Source organism: Paenibacillus sp. LS1 (genome assembly GCF_026013365.1).
Taxonomy (GTDB): domain Bacteria; phylum Bacillota; class Bacilli; order Paenibacillales; family Paenibacillaceae; genus Paenibacillus.
Genome location: NZ_JAPDOE010000001.1, coordinates 1,804,658 through 1,829,251, shown reverse-complemented (window position 1 = coordinate 1,829,251; position 24,594 = coordinate 1,804,658). Strand labels below are relative to the sequence as shown.

The following is a 24,594-nucleotide window of genomic DNA, read 5'->3' as shown; positions in this document are numbered from 1 at the left end:
CCCCCTTGTATTTAGCTTTGAAGCTAGATTATAGCAGATTTGAACGGGTTAATAACCCATGATATGCTCTTATAAAATCAGCGAGGAGACTGCTCATGAATACATTAACGATAGCTGAATTAGTAGATCGGGAGAATCACGCTTGGGAAGAACTCAAGGAACTCTTGGATAGCGGTGAAAATACATATGAGTATGTTCCAGCAAAGCAGGAGGCTGGAGGGGATACGCTCTATCGTCTGCAAATAAGCACCAAATCCTATCTGGGGGCTGTTGCTTATGAGACAGAAGGCATTGTAGTGGATCATGGCTGGATCACGCTGCTGGGTGCGGGTGGTGACAGTACATCTGGGAGTCTCACAAGTTGGAATGGTGTGAGTGAGCAACCTTGGGTAGACGTACTGGAAGGCATGATGGTCGTCGCATATGATGCAGCAGGCGGTTTCTTCGGACTGGATACAGGCAAGTATGGCCGCACGGGACACATATATTATTTTGCACCGGATACACTCGAATGGGAATCGACAGAACTGGCATATTCAGGTTTCATCAACTGGCTGGCGAATGGCGATCTGGAGCAGTTCTATCAGACCTTTCGCTGGAAAGGTTGGCAAGAGGATATGTCTCAGCTCCAGACAGGACAAGTGTTTGCGTATTATCCACCACTTTGGACGCAAGAAGGCGGCGGCGAGATCAGCAGCAAAGCACCTATTAGCATCATGGAGGCCTGGAAGTCCGCCCTGGACGGGAAATAGTTGGGATGTTGCTTTTGGATGAGATAAGGAAAGTAACCGGTAAGTTCATGGAGTGATCTACTTTGAGAAAAAAACAGAAATTATGTTCCAAACTACAAAAGGCTCGCGCTTGGCGCGGGCCTTTTTGTTTTGAACTTAATGATTAACTGTCCAATGTGACAGGTTTAATGCCTGAGCGTGAAGCTCTGCTGTGCCAGACGGTCAATCCGAGTGAAACAACGCAGACGAGCAACAGACATGCATACACCACATGATAAGCTTCCTCTACCGAGACCCCTGGAATGCTGTGAAGCAACAGCCCACACACGGCTACAGACACCGAACCACCGAAGAATTGAATCAGTTGTAACATGCCCATACCGGAACCGATCTGCGATTTGGGCAGCACACGTGACGCTTCATTATTCAATGATGCCATGGAGGCTGAGAGTGCCGGCGAGAAAAAGAGATAACCACTGGTAATGATCAAGGCAGACTGATCAAGTCCGAGCATGAATAAGGCAAGGACAGCTGCCAGCAGAATGTGTCCGATGATCATAAATCGCATATTGCCATAACGGTCGATCCAGCGTCCGACGAAACGGGTGCAAAATGCTGCAACAATAGCTCCAGGAGCAATCAGCAAACCAATGGCGAGCGAAGAGCGCCCATATAGATCAGCGAGCACAAGTGGCATCAAAAACAGATTGCCCAGATTCACGACCAGCACACAGAATCCGATCAGGATTAACCGGGTGTATCCTGGCGTTCGGAACACTTGTGGATTCACAAACGGAAGTGTCGCTTTCCGAATATACAAAAGGTGTGCAATAAGCGAGATAACGCCGATGGCAAACCAGAACCAGGATTGCTGGGTGATTGCGACAAGAAGTGTAGTGGCGTTAATGACGGTTAATATGGCGCCAATAACATCAAACGGCTGATCTGTTTTGACCGTTTCCCGTGGGAGGAAATAGAGCAATACGGGCAGGGCGAGCAGGACAAGCACCGTTATGGCAAAAAGTCCGTTCCAGCCCCAGTACTCGCTAATGAGTCCGCCTACAATGGGGCCAAGTCCAAAAGCCATGGCGCTACCTGATGAGATCAGCGCGATGGCAGCTCCGCGTCGTTCCACCGGGATGTAACGACTTGCAATGACGAGACCCAGCCCGGCCATAACTCCTGCACCCGCAGATTGCAGAATACGTGTCAGTAACAGGACCGCAAAGTTATGCGCGAACAACCCCAGCAATGAAGATAACCCCAGGATCAGAAGCCCGACCGTTAACAGTTTGCGTACCGGGATACGGTCTGACAATCGACTGTAAATCACCGTCGACAGGGCGTAACCAATTGAATAACTTGAGATGACCCAAGATCCCAGGTCCGAGGTAATCTGCAGATCATGAATAATGACTGGCAAAGAAACATTGAACATGGTGGTATTCATCACAACGATGAACAGGCAACATGTCCAGAGTGGCATGACAATTTTATCTTTCACGGTACCATTCCTGTCTATGGATTCAGTGGAGCAATATTGAAAAGCAATATATCATTTTACTCTTCATTTAGTTATATGGCAATAATGTCATACTGTATGTCCGTTTTATAAGTCATGTAAAAGTAAATCAAATTATTGTTTCATTCTATATAGATCGAAAATTCATAGACGTATTCCCTGAAATTGGTTATTGTGATGGTTGGATTACATAATCATGTTTTGAAGAGATTTTGAAGGAGACTACAGTATGACTCACTTATTATTAATGTCCCACAGCGTATTTCCGACGCTTGATATGAAGCGAACCGCGCAGTTTTATGAAGAAAAGATGGGGTTTCGGGTGGTCGATTATCATGATGCCGCGGAACCTCATATTTGTCTGTATCGTGATCTGACCGAGATTATTTTAACCCAAAGCAATGGACAGAAAGTTATACCCAACAGAGAATTATATGGCTATGGATATGATGCATATTTTATTACAAAGAACCAGGAGGAGCTTCAACAGGAATTCAGTAACGCCGGTGTAAACATTGTTCGTTGCTTCCAACATACAGACTACAATAACAAGGAGTTTGTGATCGAGGACGTCGATGGACGATGGATTGCTTTTCGCATCAAACAGGGATAATTAGATACAGAAACAGGCGCTCCGATAACGGGCGCCTGTTTGTGCATGTTATAACTGCAGATTTTACGCTACAGTAACTTGTTTGCCGCGATTGCGAATCCACTTGATGACATCCATGAGAATGACTGCAGCAAGAGCAAGTCCGCCTGCAATCAGGAACTCATTCCAGCCGAATGTATCCGGGATGGCGAAGACACCGCGAACACCTGGAATCAGTGTGATTGCATAGAGACAGAGACATACCAGAATGGAGCCAAGCACGAATTTATTGGTCATGAAGCCCACCTGGAAGATGGTCTGTGTATTGGAACGTGCTGCAAATGTTTGCAGACTGCGTGCCAGAATCAAGGTTGTGAAGGCCATAGCCACACTGATTTCCTCCGAGATGCCAAGTCCAATATATTGGGATACAATAACAGCCGCACCAATCAGGACACCACGTGTAATCACAGCTTGCAGGGTTCCGCCTGCGAAGATGCCTTCGTTGATATCGCGTGGTTTACGCCGCATGACATCTGGCTCGGGTTTCTCTGTACCCAAAGCAATGGCAGGCAGGGAGTCGTTCACCAGATTGATGAACAGCAGCTGAAGGGCCGTAAATGGATTAACCCAGCCGACGATCAAGGCAAACAAAATGGCGATAATGGCACCGAGGTTACCGGCGAACAGGTATGCGATGGCTTTTTTGATATTATCAAATACCATCCGCCCAACACTGACCGCATTCACGATGGAGACAAAGTTGTCATCCGTCAGAATCATGGCAGCCGCATCTTTGGCAACATCTGTTCCGCTGCCCATTGCTACGCCGATGTCAGCTTGTTTCAGCGCAGGTGCATCATTGACCCCATCTCCGGTCATCGCTGCAACCTTGCCTTTACGTTGCCATGCACGCACAATCCGGATTTTATTCTCAGGTGATACTCTGGCGTATACTGAGATGTGTTCAAGTTGTTGATCCAGCTCTTCATCAGACATTTTGTCCAGTTCGGCGCCGGTAATGGCGAGATCATCCGGTTCGGCAAGGCCGATATCCACACCGATGGCCTGAGCCGTCGTTTTGTGATCTCCGGTGATCATGATCGTGCGAATGCCCGCTTTTTTGGACTCTTCAATAGAGCCGTATACCGCTTCACGCGGTGGGTCAATCATCGCTGTCAGACCCACAAGTGTCAGATCATGCTCGTCATCAATGGTGACCTGGTTTTTATCATCAAATTTTTTGTACGCATAGGCCAGCACACGGAAGGCACGTTTGGAGAAGGCCTCATTTTTTTCTTCAAACTGTGTGCGAATCTCGGGTCTGAGGGGCTGAACCTCACCGTTGATAAATACATGACTACAGCGACTGAACAGCACATCCGGTCCACCTTTGGTCAGCAAAGCCGTCTGTCCCTCGAAGGTATGCACCGTACTCATGAGCTTTCGATCCGAGTCAAAAGGAAGCTCGGCTTCACGCGGGAACTGGTCACGGATTTCATTGTAATCCTTGTTCACCCGGTTGCTGAAGGCAATGAGGGCTACTTCGGTGGGGTCACCCAGTTCCTTGCCTTCCTGGTTAATATTCGAATCATTGCAGAGCACTGCAATATGTAACAAACGGCGTTCCTCTTCCGACCACTGATCGGGATCATCCGGGAATTCGTCCTTGGTGCCATGGGGAATGTAATAATCCACGACAGTCATTTTATTCTGAGTTAGCGTTCCTGTTTTGTCCGTACAGATAATGCTGGCAGAACCGAGTGCTTCCACAGCTGGCAGTCTGCGAATGATCGCATGCTGTTTGGCCATCTTGTTCGTTCCGAGTGACAATACGATAGTCACAATGGAGGATAGCGCCTCAGGAATGGCAGCAACTGCAACAGCTACGGCAAACATCAGTGCATTCACAATGGATGGTCCAATATTCTCCGTACCTTCGGTCAACCATACACGACCCGCTTCAATGGCAAAGATGAGAATCGATAAGCCAAGGATGAAAAAGCCCAGTTTTTTGCTGAATGATTCCAACTTGCGTTGTAGTGGCGTGTTCTTGGCTTCGGCATTTTCAATCAGTTCGGCAATTTTGCCGATTTCGGTTTTGAGTGCCGTACCCGTAATGACGAGCATGCCACGTCCATATACGACCAGTGAGCCACTGAAGGCCATATTGCGCCGATCTCCAATAGGAGCCTCATCCGGGATGGCATCGGCGTGTTTCTCCGCAGCTTCGGATTCTCCGGTCAGCATACCTTCGTTGATTTTCAGACTGCCTGATTCCAGTATACGCCCGTCTGCCGGGACATAATCACCTGCGTCCAGCATAACAATATCACCGGGAACGAGCTCCCTCGCTGGAATGGTCTTTTTCTGGCCGTCACGAATGACCTTGGCTTCGGGAGCAGACATTTGTTTCAGCGCGTCGAGCGAGCTCTCGGCTTTTTTGGTCTGCACAACACTGATTACCGCGTTGAGCAATATAACCAGGAATATGATCAACGATTCAATCAGATGTCCAAGTACAACCTGTACCGCGGCTGCAATCAGCAGCACGATGACCATCGGATCTTTGAAATTTTCGAGGAACAGTTTCCAGACAGGCGTTGCATCTTTGCCTTTTAACTCGTTATATCCTTCGGTTTCAAGTCTCTTCGCAGCTTCGGAGGTCGTGAGTCCCTTGGAGGAACTTTGCACATCCTGAAGGGTTTCCTCTGCACTGTGTCTGTAATGTTGCAATTGACCAGCTCCTTGAATATTAGATTTCTCTCTGTGTATTACCCTTACGGGTAAAATCTAGAATCGTTTCATTTCCATATTTTTTATGTACACAGTATTTTTCAGAATGAGCCGAGATATGCTTCTTTTCCAATGTTATTATTTCCAGTGATGCACAGACATAACAGACATCACTGGAATGGAACTTAGAACTGGTTATAACAATGGGAAAAGTTTAGATCAGACGATAACCTGGAGGCAGGTTTCCTGTACGCTGGATTCGGCGAACCTGAGCGGCTGTTAACCGCTGATTCGTAGCGATTAATGACTCCACGTCACCTCTTCTGAGGATATCATCCAGTTCGCGAATGCTGCGATTTCCCCGCAATATATAGAAATTATCACGAAAGCGTGACCGATCAAACAGCACAAGCGTGGCGTTCGGATTGGTTGAGAAGAATCGCAGACTCTCAATCCCGGTTAGGACAGCGTCAACATCGGCAATACCCAAGTTACCACGGTATACTCTTCGTAATCCTCTGAAATTCTCTTGACTATACACGGCCAGACGTGGATACGTCCGCGAGATCGAAACAGGTTTATTCAAAGTACATTCCCCCTCTGCATTTAGACAACCTGGCTGATAAGACAGATTGGTCTATTGGATAGCATATGTTGGGAGGAAGGGTATGGATTGGATGATAGTCTCAGAGAACGATATATAGATGTTGGATCAGAAACTGTGTGCACCATCACACTCGCTCCTATCGGGGTCTGTTAGGCTATTTTATAACGAAGCGTGTTAAATCTATGTTTGGAGGGGAATCCATATGTTTTGTTATCAATGCGAACAGACGCCGAGTGGCGGGTGTACCGTCGTTGGGGTATGCGGTAAAAATGAAACGATCGCAAGTTTGCAGGATACGATGATCTTTGCGTTAAAAGGCATCGCTGCTTATGCGACACACGCACGCCAGTTGGGATATTCTGATCCTGAGGTGGATCGGATTACACATGAGGCATTATATATGACATTGACGAACTCGAATTTTAATGTACAAGAACATCTGGAGATGGCAATGAAGGTTGGTAATGCAGCAATCCGCATTATGGACGTGCTGGATCGTGCGCATACGGACCGTTTTGGTGTACCGCAACCGATTACGGTTAGCCAGAACCAGATCGAAGGACAGTGCATCGTGGTGACAGGGCATAATCTGTATGCATTGGAGGAGTTACTGCGTCAAACGGAAGGAAAAGGAATTAACATCTATACTCACTCGGAAATGTTGCCTGCGCACGGTTATCCTGCGCTGAAGAAATATGCCCATCTCAAGGGCAATATCGGTAAAGCATGGTACGATCAGCGCAGACTGTTCGAACAATTCCCGGGTGCTATTCTGGCAACGACGAACTGTGTTATGCCGATCAAGGGCACATATGCAGATCGCTTTTTCTCATACGAAGTGGCGGGTTTGGAGGGCGTTGCCAAAATTACAGAGGATGACTTCTCACCTCTGATTGAACGTGCATTGTCACTGCCTGCGGCTAATGTACAGTCTGAGCAAGTCTTAACAACAGGATATCATCATGAGACCGTGATTGGACTTGCGCCAGAGATTATTCAGGCGGTGAAAGACGGTCATATCCGTCGATTCTTCGTTATTGCAGGCTGTGATGCACCAGGCAAAGGTGGCAACTACTATCGTGAATTGGCCACATCGTTGCCGAATGACACCGTTATTCTGACAACATCCTGTGGCAAGTTCCGCTTCAATGATGTGGATTATGGTACGGTTGGAGATACCGGCATACCGCGTTATATCGACCTGGGTCAATGCAATAATTCCGGTTCCACGGTGAAGATTGCCATGGCTTTGGCGGATGCTTTTGGCTGTACCGTGAACGAGTTGCCTGTCAGCATCGTCCTGTCTTGGTTTGAACAAAAAGCAGTTGCGATCCTGCTCGGCTTGTTCAGCCTAGGCATTCAGGACATTCGGATTGGACCGAAACCACCTGAGTTCATATCGGAAGGTGTCTTGGATGTGCTCGTGGATATGTTTGGTCTGAAGTTAATTACAACAGCAGAAGAAGATATGAACGCGATGTTGGCACTGTCATAAGGGGAAAAGGATACAGTAAAGTATATAGGTGAGTCGTGCGTAGCACGACTTCTTTGCTATGAGGATACAACATGGAGCGTATTATTGCATATGATAAGGTCTTCAGTTAGGATGGGATCAACAGTAGCATACATAATCATTATAGTGTAAAACGAAATCTATCCCTCCGTAAGGCAGGTCATCCCATATGAATAAACAGGACAAACGCAGAAATCGATACATGTTGGAGAAGGGACCACTGGCATCCAGAGGTTATGATTGGTGGTGGCACTCTTTTACAGGCAAGAATGAACAGACAGGGGAAGAAAAATCATTTTTTATTGAGTATTTTATTATTAACCCTGCGTTGGGTGGAGAACACCCCGTATTTGGACAGCTGCCGGGCACAACGAACAAGCCTTCGTATGTCATGATCAAGGCAGGACATTGGGGCGAAAATGCGAAACAAATCCACCGCTTCTATGGTATCGATCATATGAAGATGCGTTCGGAGCAGCTTGATTTGGTTGTAGGAGATTGTACGTTATCCGAAACAAGCATGAAGGGCTCGGTAGCCCTATCGAAGGAAGAATGTGAGAAGCACCCGGAGTATATGAGCGATAGTGGGCAGATGAGCTGGGATCTTAAGATCGACAAACAGGTTGCATTCCATGTTGGATATGGTGCCGCGAGTATGTTTCGAGCGATGAATGCCTTTGAGATGTTCTGGCACGCCGAAGGAATGAAGACGGAATATGAGGGAACCGTCATACTGGATGGTGTGATCTATACTATTTCCCCTAAAACTTCATATGGATATGCGGATAAAAACTGGGGTGGGGATTTTACAAGCCCTTGGGTCTGGCTCAGCAGCTGTAATCTGATCAGCAAGATCAGTGGCAGACGGCTGGAAAACTCCGTTTTTGATGTAGGAGGAGGTAAACCCAAAGTGTTTGGCGTTCCATTGGATCGCAAGCTGTTGATTGATTTTTATTATGAGGGTCAGAGCTATGAATTCAATTTCTCCAAATTCTGGACGTTTACCCGCACGAAGTTCGACTGCCATGAAACCGATGATGAGATTGTCTGGAACGTGTCCTCGCAAAATAGCGGATACGCCATTGAGATTGAAATTTCATGTCCGAAGAACGAGATGTTGCTGGTGAATTACGAAGCTCCGAACGGGAAGAAACTTCACAATCGGCTGTGGAATGGTGGAACCGGGCGGGGAGAGATCAAATTGTATAAAAAGCAGCAGGGTAGCGTGATACTTATCGATCATCTGATGACTGCGAATGTCGGTTGTGAATACGGCGAGTATGACTTATAAATAAAGATGGAGAAGAGCCTACATACGAGTAGGCTGTTTTGCTTTTTCAACCTTAGTAGGTCAATGTACCTTGTATAAACGAACATGCAATGTAAGGAAAATTAGTTTTATTATCCTATTGAAGTTTTTTCATGGAAATGTCTATATAGATAGAGGCATATTAGAACGTATCACATCATAAAACACGGGTTTACCGTAACATGAGGAGATTGTACATCATGCATGACACACAGATTGAAGATTGGTTGAAACTCGCAGGTGGCAAGGAGAACATCAAACTTGTAGAACACAATAAGGGTACAACGACGTTGCTACTGAAGGACAGTACCCAATTGAACATGTCGGTTCTTGCCTCCGCAGATGTTGTAGCAGATATTCGGGTAACAGGTGAGCAGTGTCATCTGGTAATAAGAGATGAATCTTCCCTGATCTACAATACGTTACTGGGTATGGACGCTTGGGATTCAACAGGGAAAGCGTTGCAGGAAGCGGGACACACGAAGAAGAACAGATTCTCGATCTTACATTTTGTATCCGATGTGTTCAGGCCCTTGATGCCTGCGTTTCTCGGAGCCGCCGTTATTAAGATTTTACTTGCTATAATTACGTTAATGGATACGTACGGTTCAGCGGATTCTTCTGCACTGATGGACAGCCAGACCTTTACGATATTCAGGATTATAGGAGATAGTGTGATTTATCTACTGCCTGTATTGGTAGCAATCAGCACAGCGTATCGGTTGAAGAGCAATATCTATGTTGCTGCATCTATTGGTGGATTGATGTTCCATCCGGAGATGACCATGATGATGTCAGGTGAACAAGACGTCCATTTCCTGGGCTTGCCACTCGTGTCCCAGCCGGCTTTTTACACTACTACCATCTGGGTCATTCTAACGATCTGTGCAGCCTCCTATCTGGAAAAAGCCGTTCAACGAATAAGTCCAAAATTCTCCAAAGGGATGGTTGCACCATTCCTGACGTTATTGATTCTTGTCCCATTGGTCTTAATGATCCTCGGTCCAGTCGGCACCTGGGTCGATGAATATCTGCCAGAGGCATTGGATTCACTGTTAGCTAACGCTCCAGTGGTGACGGTAATGTTATTGGGAGCGGTCTTCTCGCTGATGTTAGTTATGGGATTACACTACTGGGTACTTGCCATCATCATTAATGAAATGGTTATGGATGGTGGTTCCATGGTGATTGCGGCTATGATGGTGGCGATTGTTGGACAAGCAGGGGCCTCGCTTGCAAACGGACTGCGCTCGAAAGAGCCAGTATCCAGAAGACTGGCTTTCTGGGCTACTGGAACAGCACTGTTGGGAGTCGTAGAGCCTGCATTGTACGCGGTCAACATGAGAAAAAGATCCTCTTTCTACGCGGCATTGCTTGGTGGAGCCGCGGGTGGACTGTATTTCGGGTTGTTATCTGTCAAGGCATTTGCTATCGTTGGCAATCCGAGCTTGATCAGCCTACCGCTCTTCATCGAAGAGAGTAGCCTGAATCTGTTACACACCTGCATTGGTGTGGTTATTGCTTTTGTGGTCTCAGGTGGACTGACGTATTGGATGGCAGGAAAAGGTCAGACATTGGGACAGACATCACCGAAAGCTAGCATGGAGTAATACGTAAAACGTACTATTGCAAAGTACTTATTAAAATTTATAAGAAAGAGCCTGTGCCTGATGGTACAGGCTTTTTGTGTTTTTGTATCTGAGTAATACAAGTATGAAATGCTCAGTAGCTGCCCACCATTTTATTCAAGCCATAGCTTGTTGGTTATGGAGTTGTCATGTATTTTGATATAGTGGAACGTATAGATCGGGATGATGAATCTCTTTGAAAGGATAACGATATGTCTGACAACATGGAATGGATCGCTCAGTGGAAGTCGACGAAGGCATTAACCAATGCATGGATAACGAAAGGCGAACTGCACCACTTTTTCAGTCACACCTTGATATTTATTATTGATGGAAAAGCGGTCTGGAATATAAACGGACACCGTGTTCACGTCTCCTTTGGAGAATTAATTGCGCTCGAAGAGAACTCCGTAATGGAGGTCATTGAAGGTGGTAATCTGGATTTGGCAGGCTGGCATGTTCAGTTCGATACATATTCGGTGCTGCATGAGCGACGAGAAGCCCAGAAGTTCGAATGGCGTTTACCGTCAGGAGAGGCATATCAAAAGGTGCAACTATCGGGTGGAAGTTTGGCAAGCATCATTCACCATTGGAGTGAAGAGGATACACAGGATCAGAGTGCAGGATGGGTTGGGAAACAGCATTTGTTATATGAATTGTTAAGAAATCTGTATCGGAAACAGCCGGATAACGAGTTGAAGCCAGAACACGGCATACTTCGCTCCATTGACTACATGCAGCAGCATTATGATCAGGTGATTACTCGTACGCAGTTAGCTCATATTGCTGGCATTAGTCCATGGCATTATTCCCGCAAATTTAGTGAACGATATGGTAAGCCACCTCTAGATTATCTGGCCCACTACCGGATCTATCGCGCTCAGGAAGAACTGTTATTAACTACAGCAACCTCTCAAGATATTGCCAAAAAGTCTGGGTTTGAAGATGCACATTACTTCAGCCGGCGCTTCAAACAACTGACTGGCGTATCACCTAAGCAATATAGACAGACGATGACGCAGCGAAAGATCGTATCATTGTCTCCCATCTGCGGCGAAATGATGATTCATCTCGGAGTTATCCCTCATGCCGTAGTGGTTACCCCAATCCTGCTGTCCCCACATCATCGGGAACAATTTATAGCGCATGGAGTGCAGATGCTGGAGGTTACACAGTATGAGGTGGAGATAGAACTTGTTCGACAAGTTCAACCGGAGATGTTGATTGGAAACGTATTAACGGAAGAGGTCAAAAGGGAGCTGCGCACAATTGCACCGATTCTTACCGGACTTCATCAAGATGTGGAACTAATGCTCGATCAATTGGCAGCCTGGTTTCTCAAAGAAGAAGAAGCTCATCGACTGCATGAGCAGATGAAACATGAGGTCAGTGTAGCTAAGCAACAGTTACAACCCATCATTCAATCCGCATCCACAGTCATGCTGCTGAGGGTAGAAGCGTTTGGTTATCGATATCTGGGTGGGCGTTCACACGGGGTATCACAATTGTTATATGAACAGCTTGGATTAACACTGCCGCAAGCACTGGATTCAGGTACAGCATGGTTTAACCCTTGTTCGCTTGAACTGCTCACACAAGCCAATCCCGATTATCTGTTTGTGGAGAAGCGGATCATGCAGCACTTTAGTGCTGAAGAGAATATGAGGAAACTATGGGAGAGCCCGCAATGGAATGACCTGAAGGCTGTGAAAAATAATCGGGTATTTTACGTAGATACTCACCTGTGGGTAGACGGTCACGGAATTACGGGACACACTCTGATTCTAAATCAGATCATTCGCCATCTTACGGAACCTTTTCATGAGAGAGCACAATAATCCAACTGAATACGCACGATATGCTATGGAAGCAACACTTCTTATTTGATACTATTTGATAATAATTATCATTATCAACGTATATAAGGGGCGAAGTATATCATGTCACGAAGATTTAAAGGGTTGGGCATTATGCTGTTGGTGATCAGTATTATGCTGGCGGCATGTTCCAATGGAACCAAGGAAGAGAACGCTACAGCTGGAACATCAGGTGCCCAGACTGAAGGAGAAGCAAGTACAACGGAAGAAGCAGCGAATGAAAGTGGGACTAAAGTGGTGCAGGATCAGTTTGGAGAAGTAACGATTCCGACCCATCCTCAAAATCTGGTTGTGTTCGATTCGATCTATGCCGAGTATCTGATAGAGATGGGTGTCACACCCCAAATCGTTTTGTTAACTCCCGAGGTTGAAGCGGAATACCGCCCTGCTTATTTGAAAGAACATGGCGTTCAGGTCATGGAAGTCGAGCAATATCAATATAACTATGAGCAGTTGCTGGCGTTGTCACCGGATATGATCCTTACTGCTGGCGAAGGTATGGAACAGGGCGTATATGACGAGTTATCCAAAATCGCTCCAACGGTGGCACTGGATGCCAACAGTGAAATGAAGCGTGCCATGCCGAAGCTTGCTGCCATATTCGATAAGACCGAGGAATCTGCCAAAGTACTGGCTGAATTCGACGAGAAAGCTAAACAGGCGAAAGAGAAAATTGCGGCAGCTCTTGGAGACAAGACCGTATTGGTTCTCCGGGTAGAGCACAATCGTTACCGTTTCATGGGTCCCAAAGGAGGAAGCAGCAGTGTTTTCTTCTATGATATCCTGGGCCTGAATAGTCCTGAAGCGATCAAAGACTCTACAGATTGGTTTAGCCAGTTCTCACTGGAATTCTTGCCTGAGATGAATCCGGATTATATTTTCCTGGAGGACAGAACCCTCGTAGGCTATGACAACAAGAAATCTATGGAAGATCTGAAAGCAAGCCAGGTGTGGGCGAATCTGGAGGCTGTGAAGAATGATCATGTCTTCCCGTTGAAAACAAGCCAATTCGTATCCGGTGTGGGTCCGATTGGTTCTGTAAAATTGATGGACTATGTTGTTGAAAAGTTGGTGCCTTAGATGACTGTAGAGCCTCAATTGCATATTTATGATATTACCATCGTTGGTGGGGGACCTGCTGGAATGTACGCCTCCTTTTATAGTGGCATGAGAGCCATGCGTACCAAGATCATCGAAGCCAAACAGGAACTGGGCGGATTCATGCGTACGTACCCGGAGAAGCTGATCTGGGATGTGGGCGGGGTTGATCCGATTCGCTGTGAGAAGCTGATTGAATCGCTGGAGAGACAAGCGAGAACGTTCGATCCAACGATTGTGTTTGGGCAGGAAATAGCAGAGCTTGAACGACGTGAGGATGGTGTATTTGTACTCATTTCCAAAACAGGCGAACGTCACTACACACGTACTATCCTGTTATGTGCGGGCAGAGGCATGACGCAGGTGCAAAAGCTGGATGTCGAGGGTGCCAATCGGTATGAGCTGACGAATCTGCACTATACCGTAACTGATCTGTCCCGATTTGCCGGTAAGCGTGTTCTGATCTCGGGCGGCGGCGATTCCGCAGTTGACTGGGCGAATGAAATGGGCAAAATAGCAAGTGAAGTTACGGTGGCACACAGACGTCATGAATTTACCGGACATGAGTCGCCAGTTGCCCAGATGAAAGCTCAAGCGAACGTCATGACGCCATTTAGCATCTCTCGCTTATACGGTACAGGTGACAAAATCGAGCGTGTTGAGCTGGCTCATGTGGAAACCGGTGAGATCACACTTGTTGAAGTGGATGAAGTTGTCGTAAGCCATGGGTATGACCGTGATTTCGGTAACCTTGTGCAATGGGGACTGGCGCGGGAAGATTACGGCGTGTCCGTTGATCAGCGCATGCGTACCAACATTCCAGGCATATTCGGAGCAGGTGATTTCATCACTTATGGAAGCAAAGTTCGACTGATCGCAGGTGCTTTTAACGATGCGGTGCTCGCAGTCAACAGTGCCAAGACGTATCTGGAACCTGCTGCTTCCGATATGGCGGGTGTATCTTCTCACAATGCCCGGTTTTATGAGAAAAACAAAGCGCTCTCCAATACCTAGGTAGGTTTGTACGGATGGAAGGCAATCTGAAGAAGCCCGAACAACGTCGAGATTTTCTCGAAATTGCGTCGGGCTTTTTTTTATAGAATGGTGCAGTAAGGAACTGAAATACAAGTTGAAGAAATGATATAATCATAACAAAGAAATATGAAAGATCACTATGGGAGGTAGCAGATGAAAAAAATAAACAAATTTATATCTTCTCCTCTTGAGTTTGAGGTCTTGGAGCATGACCAGGTGATTGCCAAAGTGAAGTTGGATTATAGTAATCAAACGGTTGATGTATGGCAAGATAAAAGTGTATCTCCTGTTTTTCTCCCTTTTCCAAGCAAATCCAAGGTAACCGTTGGGGATGTACTGGATTACTTTGAATCCAGATGCTTCCCTCGCACCAGACACCATGCTGATAAAATTTTGCAATCGATGGGTCTAAATGATTATGTAGCTTCGGAGATCGTAAAACAAACACATGGCGTGTTATATGATGATTATGTCTGGATTCGATTTTCTAATGAGGAGTTGTCTTGTGCTGATGTCCATCCCCGTTTTGCAGGTGAGCAAGGATTCTCGTAAGACTCTTGTCAGTAGTAGCAAGATTTTAAGATAGTTGCTCAAATTTTAAGTTTTGGAATTTGAAATATAAACACTTATTTGTGGGATTAAATATAGTATTCGGCTTATGCTTATTGACCACACCTACATATTCATACCAAATAAAACAGCGCCACCTTAATCGTTCTAGTGGGCGCTGTTTGTGTAACCTTTTTTGAGATGGATAAAGAGTCTTGAATCCCAGACTGCCGATCTTGGCGAATGGATAGATGATTTTCTAAGGAACTCAGGACATCTTATTATGCCTTTAAGCCCTCTCTTTAAATTGTAAGGAACATCAGACACCTTATCTACCAAAATCCCCTTATAAAAACGCTGAAAACGGCTTGTTAATTGGATATAGAGTGTCTCAGGTTCCTTAGATTTTTGCAGGCGCCTCAAATCCTTGAATAAGACGTCTCAGGTTCGTTAGCGCTCTCTCTCACTTGAAGAGCACGTTCTTGCACACTCAGGATTCAGTGTGCTTGCCTACGCTGAACACGTTCAGGTTCGGTTTCGGGTCTCACTAAATTTGAAGACTCGCTCTAATTCAGCTCAGTCTGTCCACTTGCGAGTCGATCTGCGATCTCTTCGGCTTGCAGAATGGAGGTGTAGGGATCAGCGGTGAAATATTTATGGATATCCAGTTTGAAGATATGGTTGTTCTGTACCGCAGGTAGATTGTCCCAGACGTTGGGCAAGAGGGAGTGATCCTTCGTGCCCTCTGTAACCATCATCAACAGGTAATCACCCACGTACTCTCCGAATACCTCCGCGCTCGCTTCCAGGTTTTCTTTACCTTGGTCCAGAAGATCTGACTTCACCTTAGGTGCTGGAGTCAGTCCTAGCAATTCATAGGCTGCTCTCCCACCACGATTAGCGCTGTTGCCGATAATGGCTGGATTTTTCAAAAAGTTAAAATCGGCAACGGTAAAGGTGGCGCCGTCCGGAATCACATCTTTGATTTTGGCCTGAGCAGCTGTGATCCGTTGTTTAAATGATTCGTTCCACGCTATGGCCTCTTCAGGTCGATTCAGAATCTCGCCCATGGCGGTCACTTCGGCTTCCATGGAATCATACTGATCTGGTACGAATACGACAGTCGGAGCGATTTTGGAATAGGTCTGAAATTTCTCCTGGTCCCATGTGATAATCAGATCTGGCTCCAGCTCTACCATTTTCTCAAGTGAGACCTCACTGTGGTTACCCAAATCTGCGCTATCTACAAGCTTATCACGCAGGAACATTCCATAATCCAGCAGGCTGCCCGGCACACCAACGGGGGTTACGCCGACAGCCAGAACATGTCCTATGTTCCAGTCAACGACAACCCGCTCGGGATTGAGGGGTACGGTGACGTCTCCCATCATCGTAGAGAGTGTTCTTGTCTGTGGTGTGGCGTTTTCTGCTTCTGTGGCGACGGGTTCCACCGTCTCTTTTTGGGTACAACCACTAATGAATATGGCCATGATCAGCAAAACCGGCAGGGCCATTCGATACCAAGATTTCTTAAACAACATGACGAACCCTCTTTCTAATTGATAATGATTTTCATTTATATAACTCTAGAGGGAAACTTACGATTGCACAATAACCGATTCGGAAGTGGAAGCATAACCATTTCAGAACAGAATCAACAGGTTGAACTGAGAATGATTATCATATATGATGAGTCAAAGCTTTGGATGTGGTAACGAGGAAATAAAGAAAGGTCCATGACGATGAACATAGAAGAATACGGGGCATTATGGGAGCATATAACGATCCGATTACTGGATATTCGAATCATGACGGTTAACACCAGTGAAGATTCTAATACGTGGACGTTTCCCTCGAATGCTTTTTTATTAATAACGAATGGCAAGGGGAAGATCTGGCTTGGTCAGGCGATGCATCACATTAAAGGGACCTATATTTTGCACGCCTCCAAAGGAATGCGTCTGGATTGTGAGGCTAAGAAACCAATGGAAATACATGTGTTGTCGTATTCGTCACCAGAGTCAGAGAAGCCAAATGCTGAAAGATCCCGAACATATACTGGGGCGGAGTCTTTGCAAGTCAGTTTTGGTTTTGAACCAACGTATCCATTGCCATTAATTGAAAGCATGCAGTTGATATACAGACAGTGGAATGAACTACAGTCAGCAGGCCGGATTCAAACCAAGGCGTTGTTCTACCAATGGCTCGCCGAGATGCTGAAACAAATGCAAGAGCAGAGGAAGAAACGTACGAAACTGGATCGGGTAGATCAGGCAGTGCGTTATCTGCACCGTCACTACGCGGAACCACTCAAGATGGAACAGGTAGCTGACATGCTGGATTGCAGTCCGAGGTATCTGAACCAATTGTTTCAGCTTCAATTGAACACGAGTCCCAGTCGTGTGCTGTCACAGATTAGGATGGAACAGGCATTGAAACTACTGGTGAGTACGAAAGGGACCTTACAGGAAATCGCGGAGAGAGTAGGTTATGAGAACGGCTATACACTAAGTCGCTATTTCAAGAAACATTATGGGGTTTCTCCTGAGTTTTACAGAAAGCGTCGAGAAAGCAGTATTCCAGATGTAGCTTCGGGATGGAACGGAAGAATGTTACCCATAGTTGAAGCTAACCAGACCCGGCCAAATCAGGAGATTATAGATTTGAAAGGAGTCCAAGTGAGGAAGTCCTCGGCCGCCACGTTGCCAAGAGCCAGAACTCGGATGCTTACCACAAGTATGGGCGAGATTACGGTACCGAACAAGCCTAGCCGTGTTGTCGTCGACTGGAATTTGGGAGAAGTGCTGGCATTGGGGGTAACACCTCTTGGAGCGCCACATTCACTCATTGAAAGCAACCAAATGCTGGAGCCGTATATCTATGACCAAGTACAGGATATCGGCAATCATAATTTTATCTCGCTCGAAAAAGTACTTGAACTGGAGCCGGATCTGATTATCACCTGGAATCCTGCTGCCTACGCTTCCTATGCCCGAATTGCACCTACGGTGGTCTATGGAGGGAGTGGTAATGGCTCTGTCGCGGAGGAGATTCGAGAGATGGGACGTATACTGAATCGCCGGACAGAAGCCGAAACATGGATTAAGGAATACGTGCGGAGAGTACATACTTTGCAGCAAACGATCACAGGCAAAGTATCCGCAGAGAAGACATTTACCGTCATTGATCCGAATTGGGGAGAACATATTACCCTTGTGGGAAATACGGGAACTCGTGGGGGGAAGGCAGCCTATGGATTACTGAACTTGAAGCCGGCAGGCAAGGTTCGTCAGGAACTGTTGGAGCCGGGCCTGGAGTACCTGGATATTGCGCGGAGTGCGGTAGGAGGGTACGTGGAGGACTACCTGTTGGTGTTGGATAATGGTCCGAGGCATGGTCTTGACCAAGCTTCAGGCAAACCATGGCAGAAATCTATCGAGACAGATCACTGCCGGATTATTAACCTTGATTGGAATAGATATTTTCTCTCTGACCCGTTGTCTGCGGTGCTACAGGCCGAGGAAATGGCTGAGCGGATTATGGCACGTTGAGATAGAATACAGCAGTATGAGAGATGAAAACAACAGATTGGTTTAGATTTGTGGATTAACTTTGACATAACAGATATAAGGAGGCCCAAACTATCGGTTAACCAACAGAAACCTGTCCATTTGCTGATTGAAAGAGCTTTCATTTCATCCGTATACTAAAGGTGTTAGCAGGTTGGGTGTCATCATGAGGCATTCATCGTAATAGGAAAGGATGATATGAAATGGGCAGATTAACTGGAAAAGTTGCAATCATAACTGGAGCCGCAAGTGGCATGGGATTGGCAGGTATTCAATTATTTGCAAGAGAAGGAGCCAAGGTAGTGGCTACCGATGTGGCAGTCGAAGCTTTGGAGGAAAAGGTTAAACAGATCGTAGCCGCTGGCGGGGAAGCCATTGCGCTGAAGCTGGATGTGTCCAGCCCAGAGTCCTGGAACGCTGTTGTGGAAGAAACCGTATCGAAATACGGCAAAATAGATATTCTGGTCAACAATGCCGGAATTCATATGGCCAAAGGCATTTTGGAAGCTGAGCTAGAGGATTGGGACAAGGTCATGTCCATTAATGGTACAGGTGTATGGCTCGGCATGAAGGCAGTCATTCCTTATATGCAGAAGAATGGACAAGGTTCCATCGTTAATACCTCTTCCATTGCAGCAATCATTGGTGGAATCGCGGATGCCCAGGGCGCGGCTTATAGTGCTTCCAAGGGATCTGTACGTTCATTGACCAAACACGGGGCACAGTGGTTTGCCAAAGACAATATTCGTGTGAACTCCGTACATCCGGGTGCTGTGTTTACGGGTATGGTGGAGAAAGCAGGCATCAAATCCCAGGTGGAGATGGGGGAGCATTACAAAAATCTTGCACCACTGCCTCCACATGCTGGTGAATCTATGGATATCGCTTACGCCTACCTGTTTTTGGCATCCGATGAATCCAAATTCATTACAGGTGTTGAGTTGCCTGTAGATGGTGGCTGGATCAGTAACTAACTAAAATAAGTGTTCAGACATAGTAAAGAGGTACTGTATTCTCAAGCTTCAAGGGAGACAGTACCTCTTTTAAGTGTAACAGTATCATGTTGGATTCGTTGCAGAATGGAGATTAGACCGATAAATTTCTTGGGATCGGTTCATGCGTGTGAATTCCAACAGTTGTTCCGCCATATAGGAGGCACTGTATTTGAAGTTGCTTTGCACCCAACCTGTTACTAAACCAAGAACCGCATTGGCCTGATAACAGGCGAGAAGTTCCTTATCCAACCGTGGATCAGGCGACAGATCGGTTACATCCTCCAGATACAAGTTCTTAAGTGTTATATAGAGTGTATCCCTGAAATCCGATAGCACGTTAGAATGAACCAGTAATGTATAGAAGGAGGCATGAGCCAGCACATGGTCGAAAATTTGAATTGCTGAGGCGTTAAGGTCCTTCATATCGAAATCTCGAAAATGCTGATAGGGTGCTCGATAGGCTGATTTTAGATCGTCAATCACGTCATTTAACAATTCATCAAACAGGTCTTCTTTGTATACATAGTGCTTATAAAATGTGCTGCGGTTCAGATCGGCGGATTTGACAATATCGGTGATGGTTATGCTGGCCAATGGTTTACGGGACATCCATTCCAGAAGGGCTTTCTTCAGAGCCAGTTTGGATTTGTGTACTCTTCGATCAGTGTCAGATACGGATGGAGACTTAAGCATATATACACAACCTCCCTTACTTATCAATGATACAGTGCACAGTCTGCAGATAACTCGTACTACAATACAAAAATGTGAATATATGGTGACTTTGGTGTCGTAAACTGTCCGTATCACTGTGTTCTCCCTTATAATAAACCAAAACGGACGAGGAGATGGACTCCAGATGAAAAACAAATATGGATCATTGCAAGTGTTGCAGTTGTGATTGTGATCGGAACCTACCTGTTTGCAAGCAATGCGGGCAAGGATGAGCCGGGTACAGTCAGTGCATCCAACATCAGAAAATTGGTGGAAGATATCAGCACAGGCAAAGAGACACCGGAATCTGCCTCCATTAATGCTAAAGAGTTAATTGTCACTGATCAAGATAAAAAGACTACTACATACGATTTGCCTGAAAAAGAATTTTTCCTTTCCATTGCGCCTTATGTGGACCAGACCCATCCCTGTGCAATTCATAGCTTGACTGGCTGTCAGGGGGAACTGAGCAATGAGGAGTTCAATGTAACCATTCACGATTCCGAGGGCAACACCTTGATGAAGGATTCCGTGATAAAGTCTGGTGCAAACGGATTTATGGATCTATGGGTGCCCAGAGACAGAACATATCTCATTCGTATACTTCATGATGGAAAAGTTGCTGAGACGCAACTATCTACATATGACAACGATGATACGTGCATCACAACGATGCAGCTCAGTTAAACATCCATTTGATCTACCTGTGCGAAAGGGAGTGCCTGATGGCATTCCCTTTTCCTTTGATTCGGAGAATCTGAATCATAGGGTACTTTGCATTGACAAAAATCCATTCCTACGGCATAATCCAATAGTGATAATGATAATTGTTATCATATAAATGCATACAAACAGGGGAGATAAAGATATGAAAAAAGGGTTAAACGGACTGTTGATTATGCTGGCATTTGTGCTGGTTTTGGCGGGTTGTGGTAAAACCACGACTACAACAGATACAAGTCAAGGTACTGATTCGGGTAGTGCTCCAGCTGAAGAGACCGCAGGTCCTGTTACCGTGAAACATAAACGTGGAGAACTTAAGCTGGACAAGCCAGCAGAGCGTGTCGTTACACTTGAATGGACATATACGGAAGATGTCGTTGCCCTGGGTGTTCAACCAGTAGGTAATGCAGATAACGCTAACTATAAAGTATGGGTAACATCCGAAGCAGCACTGGATGATAGTGTAACGGATATCGGAACACGCAGTGAACCGAATCTGGAAGCTATTGCTGCATTGAAGCCAGATCTCATCATTGCTAATGCAGATAATAATACGGCGGTCTACGATCAGCTTAACGCGATTGCTCCAACGATTGAATATGATCCGTATGATGGTAACGGTTATGATTATGACAAGATGACAGAGATCTTTAATAACATTGCAACAGCTCTGGGCAAAGAAGACAAAGCAAAAGAAGTTCTTAGTGATCTCGATCAGCACTATGTAGAAGCCAAAGAAAAACTGGCTGCTGCGGGTAAAGAAAACTTCAACTTTGCACTGACACAAGCGTTCACTTATCAAAATGCAGTTAGCCTGCGCATGTTTACCGATAACTCCGTTGTGATTGGTACATTGGACAAAATCGGTCTGGTTAACGATTGGAAGCCGGACAAAATTGAAAACTATGGCTTCTCCACAGTAGGCATTGAGTCTTTGACTGCTGTAAAGGACAGTAACTTCATTTACATCACCCAACCAGACGATGACGTTTTTGGCACAGCCATGAAAGATAACTCTGTATGGAATGGACTGAACTTCGTGAAGGACAAACGCACCTATCAACTGGATAGCACAACATGGACATTTGGTGGACCAATCTCCTCCAAAGTATTGGTTGATGGCGTAGTAGAGGCGATTACCAAATGAGTTCGGTTCAAGGATCTAAGCCAACTATGAATTGGCGCACAATAAGCATATATGGGGGCGGTCTAACCGCTCTCATCGTGCTTTTTTTTGTAAGTCTGTGTTATGGAGAGGCGTCCATTCCTCTGCATGTCGTTTGGGATGCACTTACAGGCAGACAGGATACATTAGAGCACAATATGGTCTGGGATTTGCGTATGCCACGTACAGTGATTGGTATTCTTGCAGGCGGCGCACTGGCTGTTGCGGGCGCTTTGCTGCAAACGATTACTCGTAATCCATTGGCTGCTTCAGATACGCTGGGCATTAATGCAGGAGCGTACTTTGTGGTGGTGCTGGGAGTTATTGCTTTTCCAGGCCTGTTAAGTCAGTCGCCCTTTCTCTTCGCAGCTCTTGGTGGTCTGCTGGCAGCATTTGCGGCTTATTTCATGGGCGGCGGAAGAACATCAAGCCCTGTTCGGCTTGCGTTGTCCGGTATGATTGTATCGATGGTGCTGGGTTCATTTACAAGCGCATTACATATTTTTTTCTCCATGGAGACGCAAGGGTTGTTTCTTTGGGGCTCCGGAACACTTGTCCAGAATGACTGGAGTGGTGTGTCCTATGCTTGGCCTTGGGTGATTGGCATTACCCTTCTCGCGTTAATTTTGTCCAGACAGTGGGATATGCTGGAGCTGGATGAATCAACGGCTTCTTCATTGGGGCAAAAGGTTGGATTGGCTCGTGCGGGTGGTTTAATTCTCGCGGTATTGCTGGCTGCAGTCATCGTCAGTGTAATTGGACCGATTGGCTTCGTGGGACTGGTTGCGCCACATCTGGTTCGATTGAGTGGTGTACGTTCCAACCGATTGCTGTTACCAGGTGTGTTCATATGGGGAGCAGCACTTCTGGTTGGGGCGGATGTACTTGCCAAAATGGTGCATAACTCCAGCATGGAGCTGCCGACAGGTGCGGTTATGGCGATCATTGGTGCACCGTGGCTCATATGGCTTGTCCTTACACGCATGAAGGCAGCGAACGGCTCAGGCATGTCCACTTCGATGAGCACAGGAGCACCTGCACGTCGTTTTGCATTTGGCCCGATAGCTGTATTATTTTCAGTCGTTACCGTCGTGCTAATCTTGCTTAGTACAATGTTTGGTGGTATGCGGATTCCAATGGCTGATCTGTTGCCGAGTCTATTCCAGTCGGATGGACTGTTCTCCGCGTTGGTTCAGCTTCGGATTCCACGTACACTTGTTGCCGCAGGTGCGGGGGCAGCACTGGCAATTAGCGGTGTGCTCATTCAGATGGCGGTACGTAACCCGCTGGCAGATGCTTCAATTGTTGGCGTATCCTCTGGTGCAGGGCTTGGAGCGATGATGGTCATCATCTTATTGCCGGGTCTTCCAGATTACTTGCTGCCGATTGCAGCAATCGTCGGTGCAGCTATCGCTGCAGTAGTTGTGTTCTCCCTATCCTGGAAAAAAGGGCTGAATCCATCTGCGGTTGTGTTGCTGGGGATCGCGATGTCTGCCATTGCTGGAGCAGGTATTCAGATTTTGATTGTCCGTGGTGCGGTATACGGTAGCAGCGGATATATCTGGCTGACAGGAAGCACCTATGCTCGTACCTGGGAACAGGTTAAAGTTATCGGATTATTTTTAGTTATTCTGGTACCTGTGGCCTGGTGGTTGGCACGTCGATTCGAACTGTTGGTATTTGACGACAATAGTGCATCTGGGCTTGGTCTGGGTGTACGCCGTACACGATTGCTGGCCATGACAGTTGGTGTATTACTTGCAGCAGGTGCTGTTGCTTGTGTAGGAACTGTTGGTTTTATCGGTCTGATTGCACCACATATGGTGCGGTTACTGACGGGGCACAAATTAAGACAATCCATGTTCTTATCCGCATTAGCGGGTGCAGTCATGCTGGTACTCGCCGATACGATCGGCAGAACCGTCATGGCGCCGACAGAAATTCCATCAGGCATACTCATTGCGCTCATCGGAACACCGTACTTCCTGTATCTCATGTATCGTTCTAACTGGCGCAAGTCTGTATAATTCGTTGAAACAAGAAGCCTGCTCCCCGAGCAGGCTTCTTGTTGTCGAGTGGTACCATTCATCTCACGATCTTATGATCTCGTTAGCTGGCACAACACACAAAGCATCACCTAAAGAATGTCTAGTCCTCCGGAGATGAAAAAATCCCCTCAGGTCTACAGGGAATAGAGAGTCACGTTATTAAGCGTGAAGCTCTTACTCCCT

19 protein-coding genes are annotated in these 24,594 nt (G+C 46.4%); 14 read left to right on the top strand and 5 right to left on the bottom strand.

What is annotated here, in order from left to right; all coding sequences use genetic code 11:
• The first annotated feature begins 95 nt into the window (after nucleotides 1-95).
• Nucleotides 96-752, top strand: coding sequence for a DUF2625 domain-containing protein (locus OM416_RS07955; RefSeq protein WP_264928269.1), 657 nt, complete (start codon nucleotides 96-98; stop codon nucleotides 750-752).
• 142 nt (nucleotides 753-894) lie between these two features.
• Here OM416_RS07955 and OM416_RS07950 read toward each other — a convergent pair whose 3' ends face one another.
• Nucleotides 895-2,235 (bottom strand): MFS transporter, encoded by a 1,341-nt coding sequence (locus OM416_RS07950; RefSeq protein ID WP_264928268.1) that lies wholly within the window; start codon nucleotides 2,233-2,235, stop codon nucleotides 895-897.
• Nucleotides 2,236-2,482: 247 nt separating this feature from the next.
• Between OM416_RS07950 and OM416_RS07945 the strand changes: the two genes are divergently transcribed.
• Nucleotides 2,483-2,866, top strand: a complete 384-nt coding sequence (locus tag OM416_RS07945) for a VOC family protein (RefSeq protein ID WP_264928267.1) — start codon at nucleotides 2,483-2,485, stop codon at nucleotides 2,864-2,866.
• 63 nt (nucleotides 2,867-2,929) lie between these two features.
• On the opposite strand, the gene OM416_RS07940 is transcribed toward OM416_RS07945, so the two are convergent.
• Together OM416_RS07940 and OM416_RS07935 are read right to left on the bottom strand one after the other, a co-directional pair.
• On the bottom strand, nucleotides 2,930-5,581 hold the full coding sequence (locus tag OM416_RS07940) for a cation-translocating P-type ATPase (RefSeq protein ID WP_264928266.1): 2,652 nt from the start codon (nucleotides 5,579-5,581) through the stop codon (nucleotides 2,930-2,932).
• Nucleotides 5,582-5,795: 214 nt separating this feature from the next.
• Nucleotides 5,796-6,167 carry a hypothetical protein gene (locus OM416_RS07935; protein WP_062835657.1) on the bottom strand — a complete coding sequence of 124 codons (372 nt, stop codon included), beginning with the start codon at nucleotides 6,165-6,167 and terminating at the stop codon, nucleotides 5,796-5,798.
• Nucleotides 6,168-6,390: 223 nt separating this feature from the next.
• Here OM416_RS07935 and hcp point away from each other — a divergent pair, with 223 nt between their 5' ends.
• The 7 genes from hcp to OM416_RS07900 all read left to right on the top strand — a co-directional run bounded on the left by hcp (nucleotide 6,391) and on the right by OM416_RS07900 (nucleotide 15,200).
• Complete coding sequence (gene hcp / locus OM416_RS07930) at nucleotides 6,391-7,683, top strand: hydroxylamine reductase (RefSeq protein ID WP_062835656.1); 1,293 nt, start codon at nucleotides 6,391-6,393, stop codon at nucleotides 7,681-7,683.
• Between the two features lie 187 nt (nucleotides 7,684-7,870).
• Nucleotides 7,871-8,992, top strand: coding sequence for a tocopherol cyclase family protein (locus tag OM416_RS07925; protein WP_062835655.1), 1,122 nt, complete (start codon nucleotides 7,871-7,873; stop codon nucleotides 8,990-8,992).
• A 218-nt stretch (nucleotides 8,993-9,210) separates the two neighbouring features.
• Nucleotides 9,211-10,620: a PTS transporter subunit EIIC gene (locus tag OM416_RS07920; protein ID WP_264928265.1), complete on the top strand. Its 1,410-nt coding sequence runs from the start codon at nucleotides 9,211-9,213 to the stop codon at nucleotides 10,618-10,620.
• A gap of 230 nt (nucleotides 10,621-10,850) precedes the next feature.
• Nucleotides 10,851-12,476 carry a helix-turn-helix domain-containing protein gene (locus tag OM416_RS07915; protein WP_264928264.1) on the top strand — a complete coding sequence of 542 codons (1,626 nt, stop codon included), beginning with the start codon at nucleotides 10,851-10,853 and terminating at the stop codon, nucleotides 12,474-12,476.
• Between the two features lie 102 nt (nucleotides 12,477-12,578).
• Complete coding sequence (locus OM416_RS07910; RefSeq protein WP_264928263.1) at nucleotides 12,579-13,595, top strand: ABC transporter substrate-binding protein; 1,017 nt, start codon at nucleotides 12,579-12,581, stop codon at nucleotides 13,593-13,595.
• On the top strand, nucleotides 13,596-14,627 hold the full coding sequence (locus OM416_RS07905; protein WP_264928262.1) for an NAD(P)/FAD-dependent oxidoreductase: 1,032 nt from the start codon (nucleotides 13,596-13,598) through the stop codon (nucleotides 14,625-14,627).
• Between the two features lie 174 nt (nucleotides 14,628-14,801).
• Entirely contained in the window at nucleotides 14,802-15,200 is a 399-nt protein-coding gene (locus tag OM416_RS07900) for a hypothetical protein (RefSeq protein WP_264928261.1), read from the top strand.
• A 563-nt stretch (nucleotides 15,201-15,763) separates the two neighbouring features.
• Here the strand turns inward: OM416_RS07900 and OM416_RS07895 are convergent.
• On the bottom strand, nucleotides 15,764-16,738 hold the full coding sequence (locus OM416_RS07895; RefSeq protein WP_264928260.1) for an ABC transporter substrate-binding protein: 975 nt from the start codon (nucleotides 16,736-16,738) through the stop codon (nucleotides 15,764-15,766).
• 201 nt (nucleotides 16,739-16,939) lie between these two features.
• Here OM416_RS07895 and OM416_RS07890 point away from each other — a divergent pair, with 201 nt between their 5' ends.
• Nucleotides 16,940-18,748, top strand: coding sequence for an AraC family transcriptional regulator (locus OM416_RS07890; RefSeq protein ID WP_264928259.1), 1,809 nt, complete (start codon nucleotides 16,940-16,942; stop codon nucleotides 18,746-18,748).
• Between the two features lie 221 nt (nucleotides 18,749-18,969).
• Nucleotides 18,970-19,740 (top strand): SDR family NAD(P)-dependent oxidoreductase, encoded by a 771-nt coding sequence (locus OM416_RS07885; protein ID WP_264928258.1) that lies wholly within the window; start codon nucleotides 18,970-18,972, stop codon nucleotides 19,738-19,740.
• 84 nt (nucleotides 19,741-19,824) lie between these two features.
• Here OM416_RS07885 and OM416_RS07880 read toward each other — a convergent pair whose 3' ends face one another.
• Nucleotides 19,825-20,454 carry a TetR/AcrR family transcriptional regulator gene (locus OM416_RS07880; protein ID WP_264928257.1) on the bottom strand — a complete coding sequence of 210 codons (630 nt, stop codon included), beginning with the start codon at nucleotides 20,452-20,454 and terminating at the stop codon, nucleotides 19,825-19,827.
• Between the two features lie 177 nt (nucleotides 20,455-20,631).
• On the opposite strand from OM416_RS07880, the gene OM416_RS07875 reads away from it, so the two are divergent.
• The 3 genes from OM416_RS07875 to OM416_RS07865 all read left to right on the top strand — a co-directional run bounded on the left by OM416_RS07875 (nucleotide 20,632) and on the right by OM416_RS07865 (nucleotide 24,390).
• Nucleotides 20,632-21,162: a CueP family metal-binding protein gene (locus OM416_RS07875; RefSeq protein WP_264928891.1), complete on the top strand. Its 531-nt coding sequence runs from the start codon at nucleotides 20,632-20,634 to the stop codon at nucleotides 21,160-21,162.
• Nucleotides 21,163-21,343: 181 nt separating this feature from the next.
• The gene (locus OM416_RS07870; RefSeq protein WP_264928256.1) at nucleotides 21,344-22,345 is read left to right on the top strand and encodes an ABC transporter substrate-binding protein; all 1,002 of its coding nucleotides are present in this window, start codon (nucleotides 21,344-21,346) and stop codon (nucleotides 22,343-22,345) included.
• Nucleotides 22,342-24,390, top strand: a complete 2,049-nt coding sequence (locus OM416_RS07865; RefSeq protein ID WP_264928255.1) for an iron ABC transporter permease — start codon at nucleotides 22,342-22,344, stop codon at nucleotides 24,388-24,390. The genes OM416_RS07870 and OM416_RS07865 overlap by 4 nt, the downstream gene beginning before the upstream one ends.
• Nucleotides 24,391-24,594: the final 204 nt, after the last annotated feature.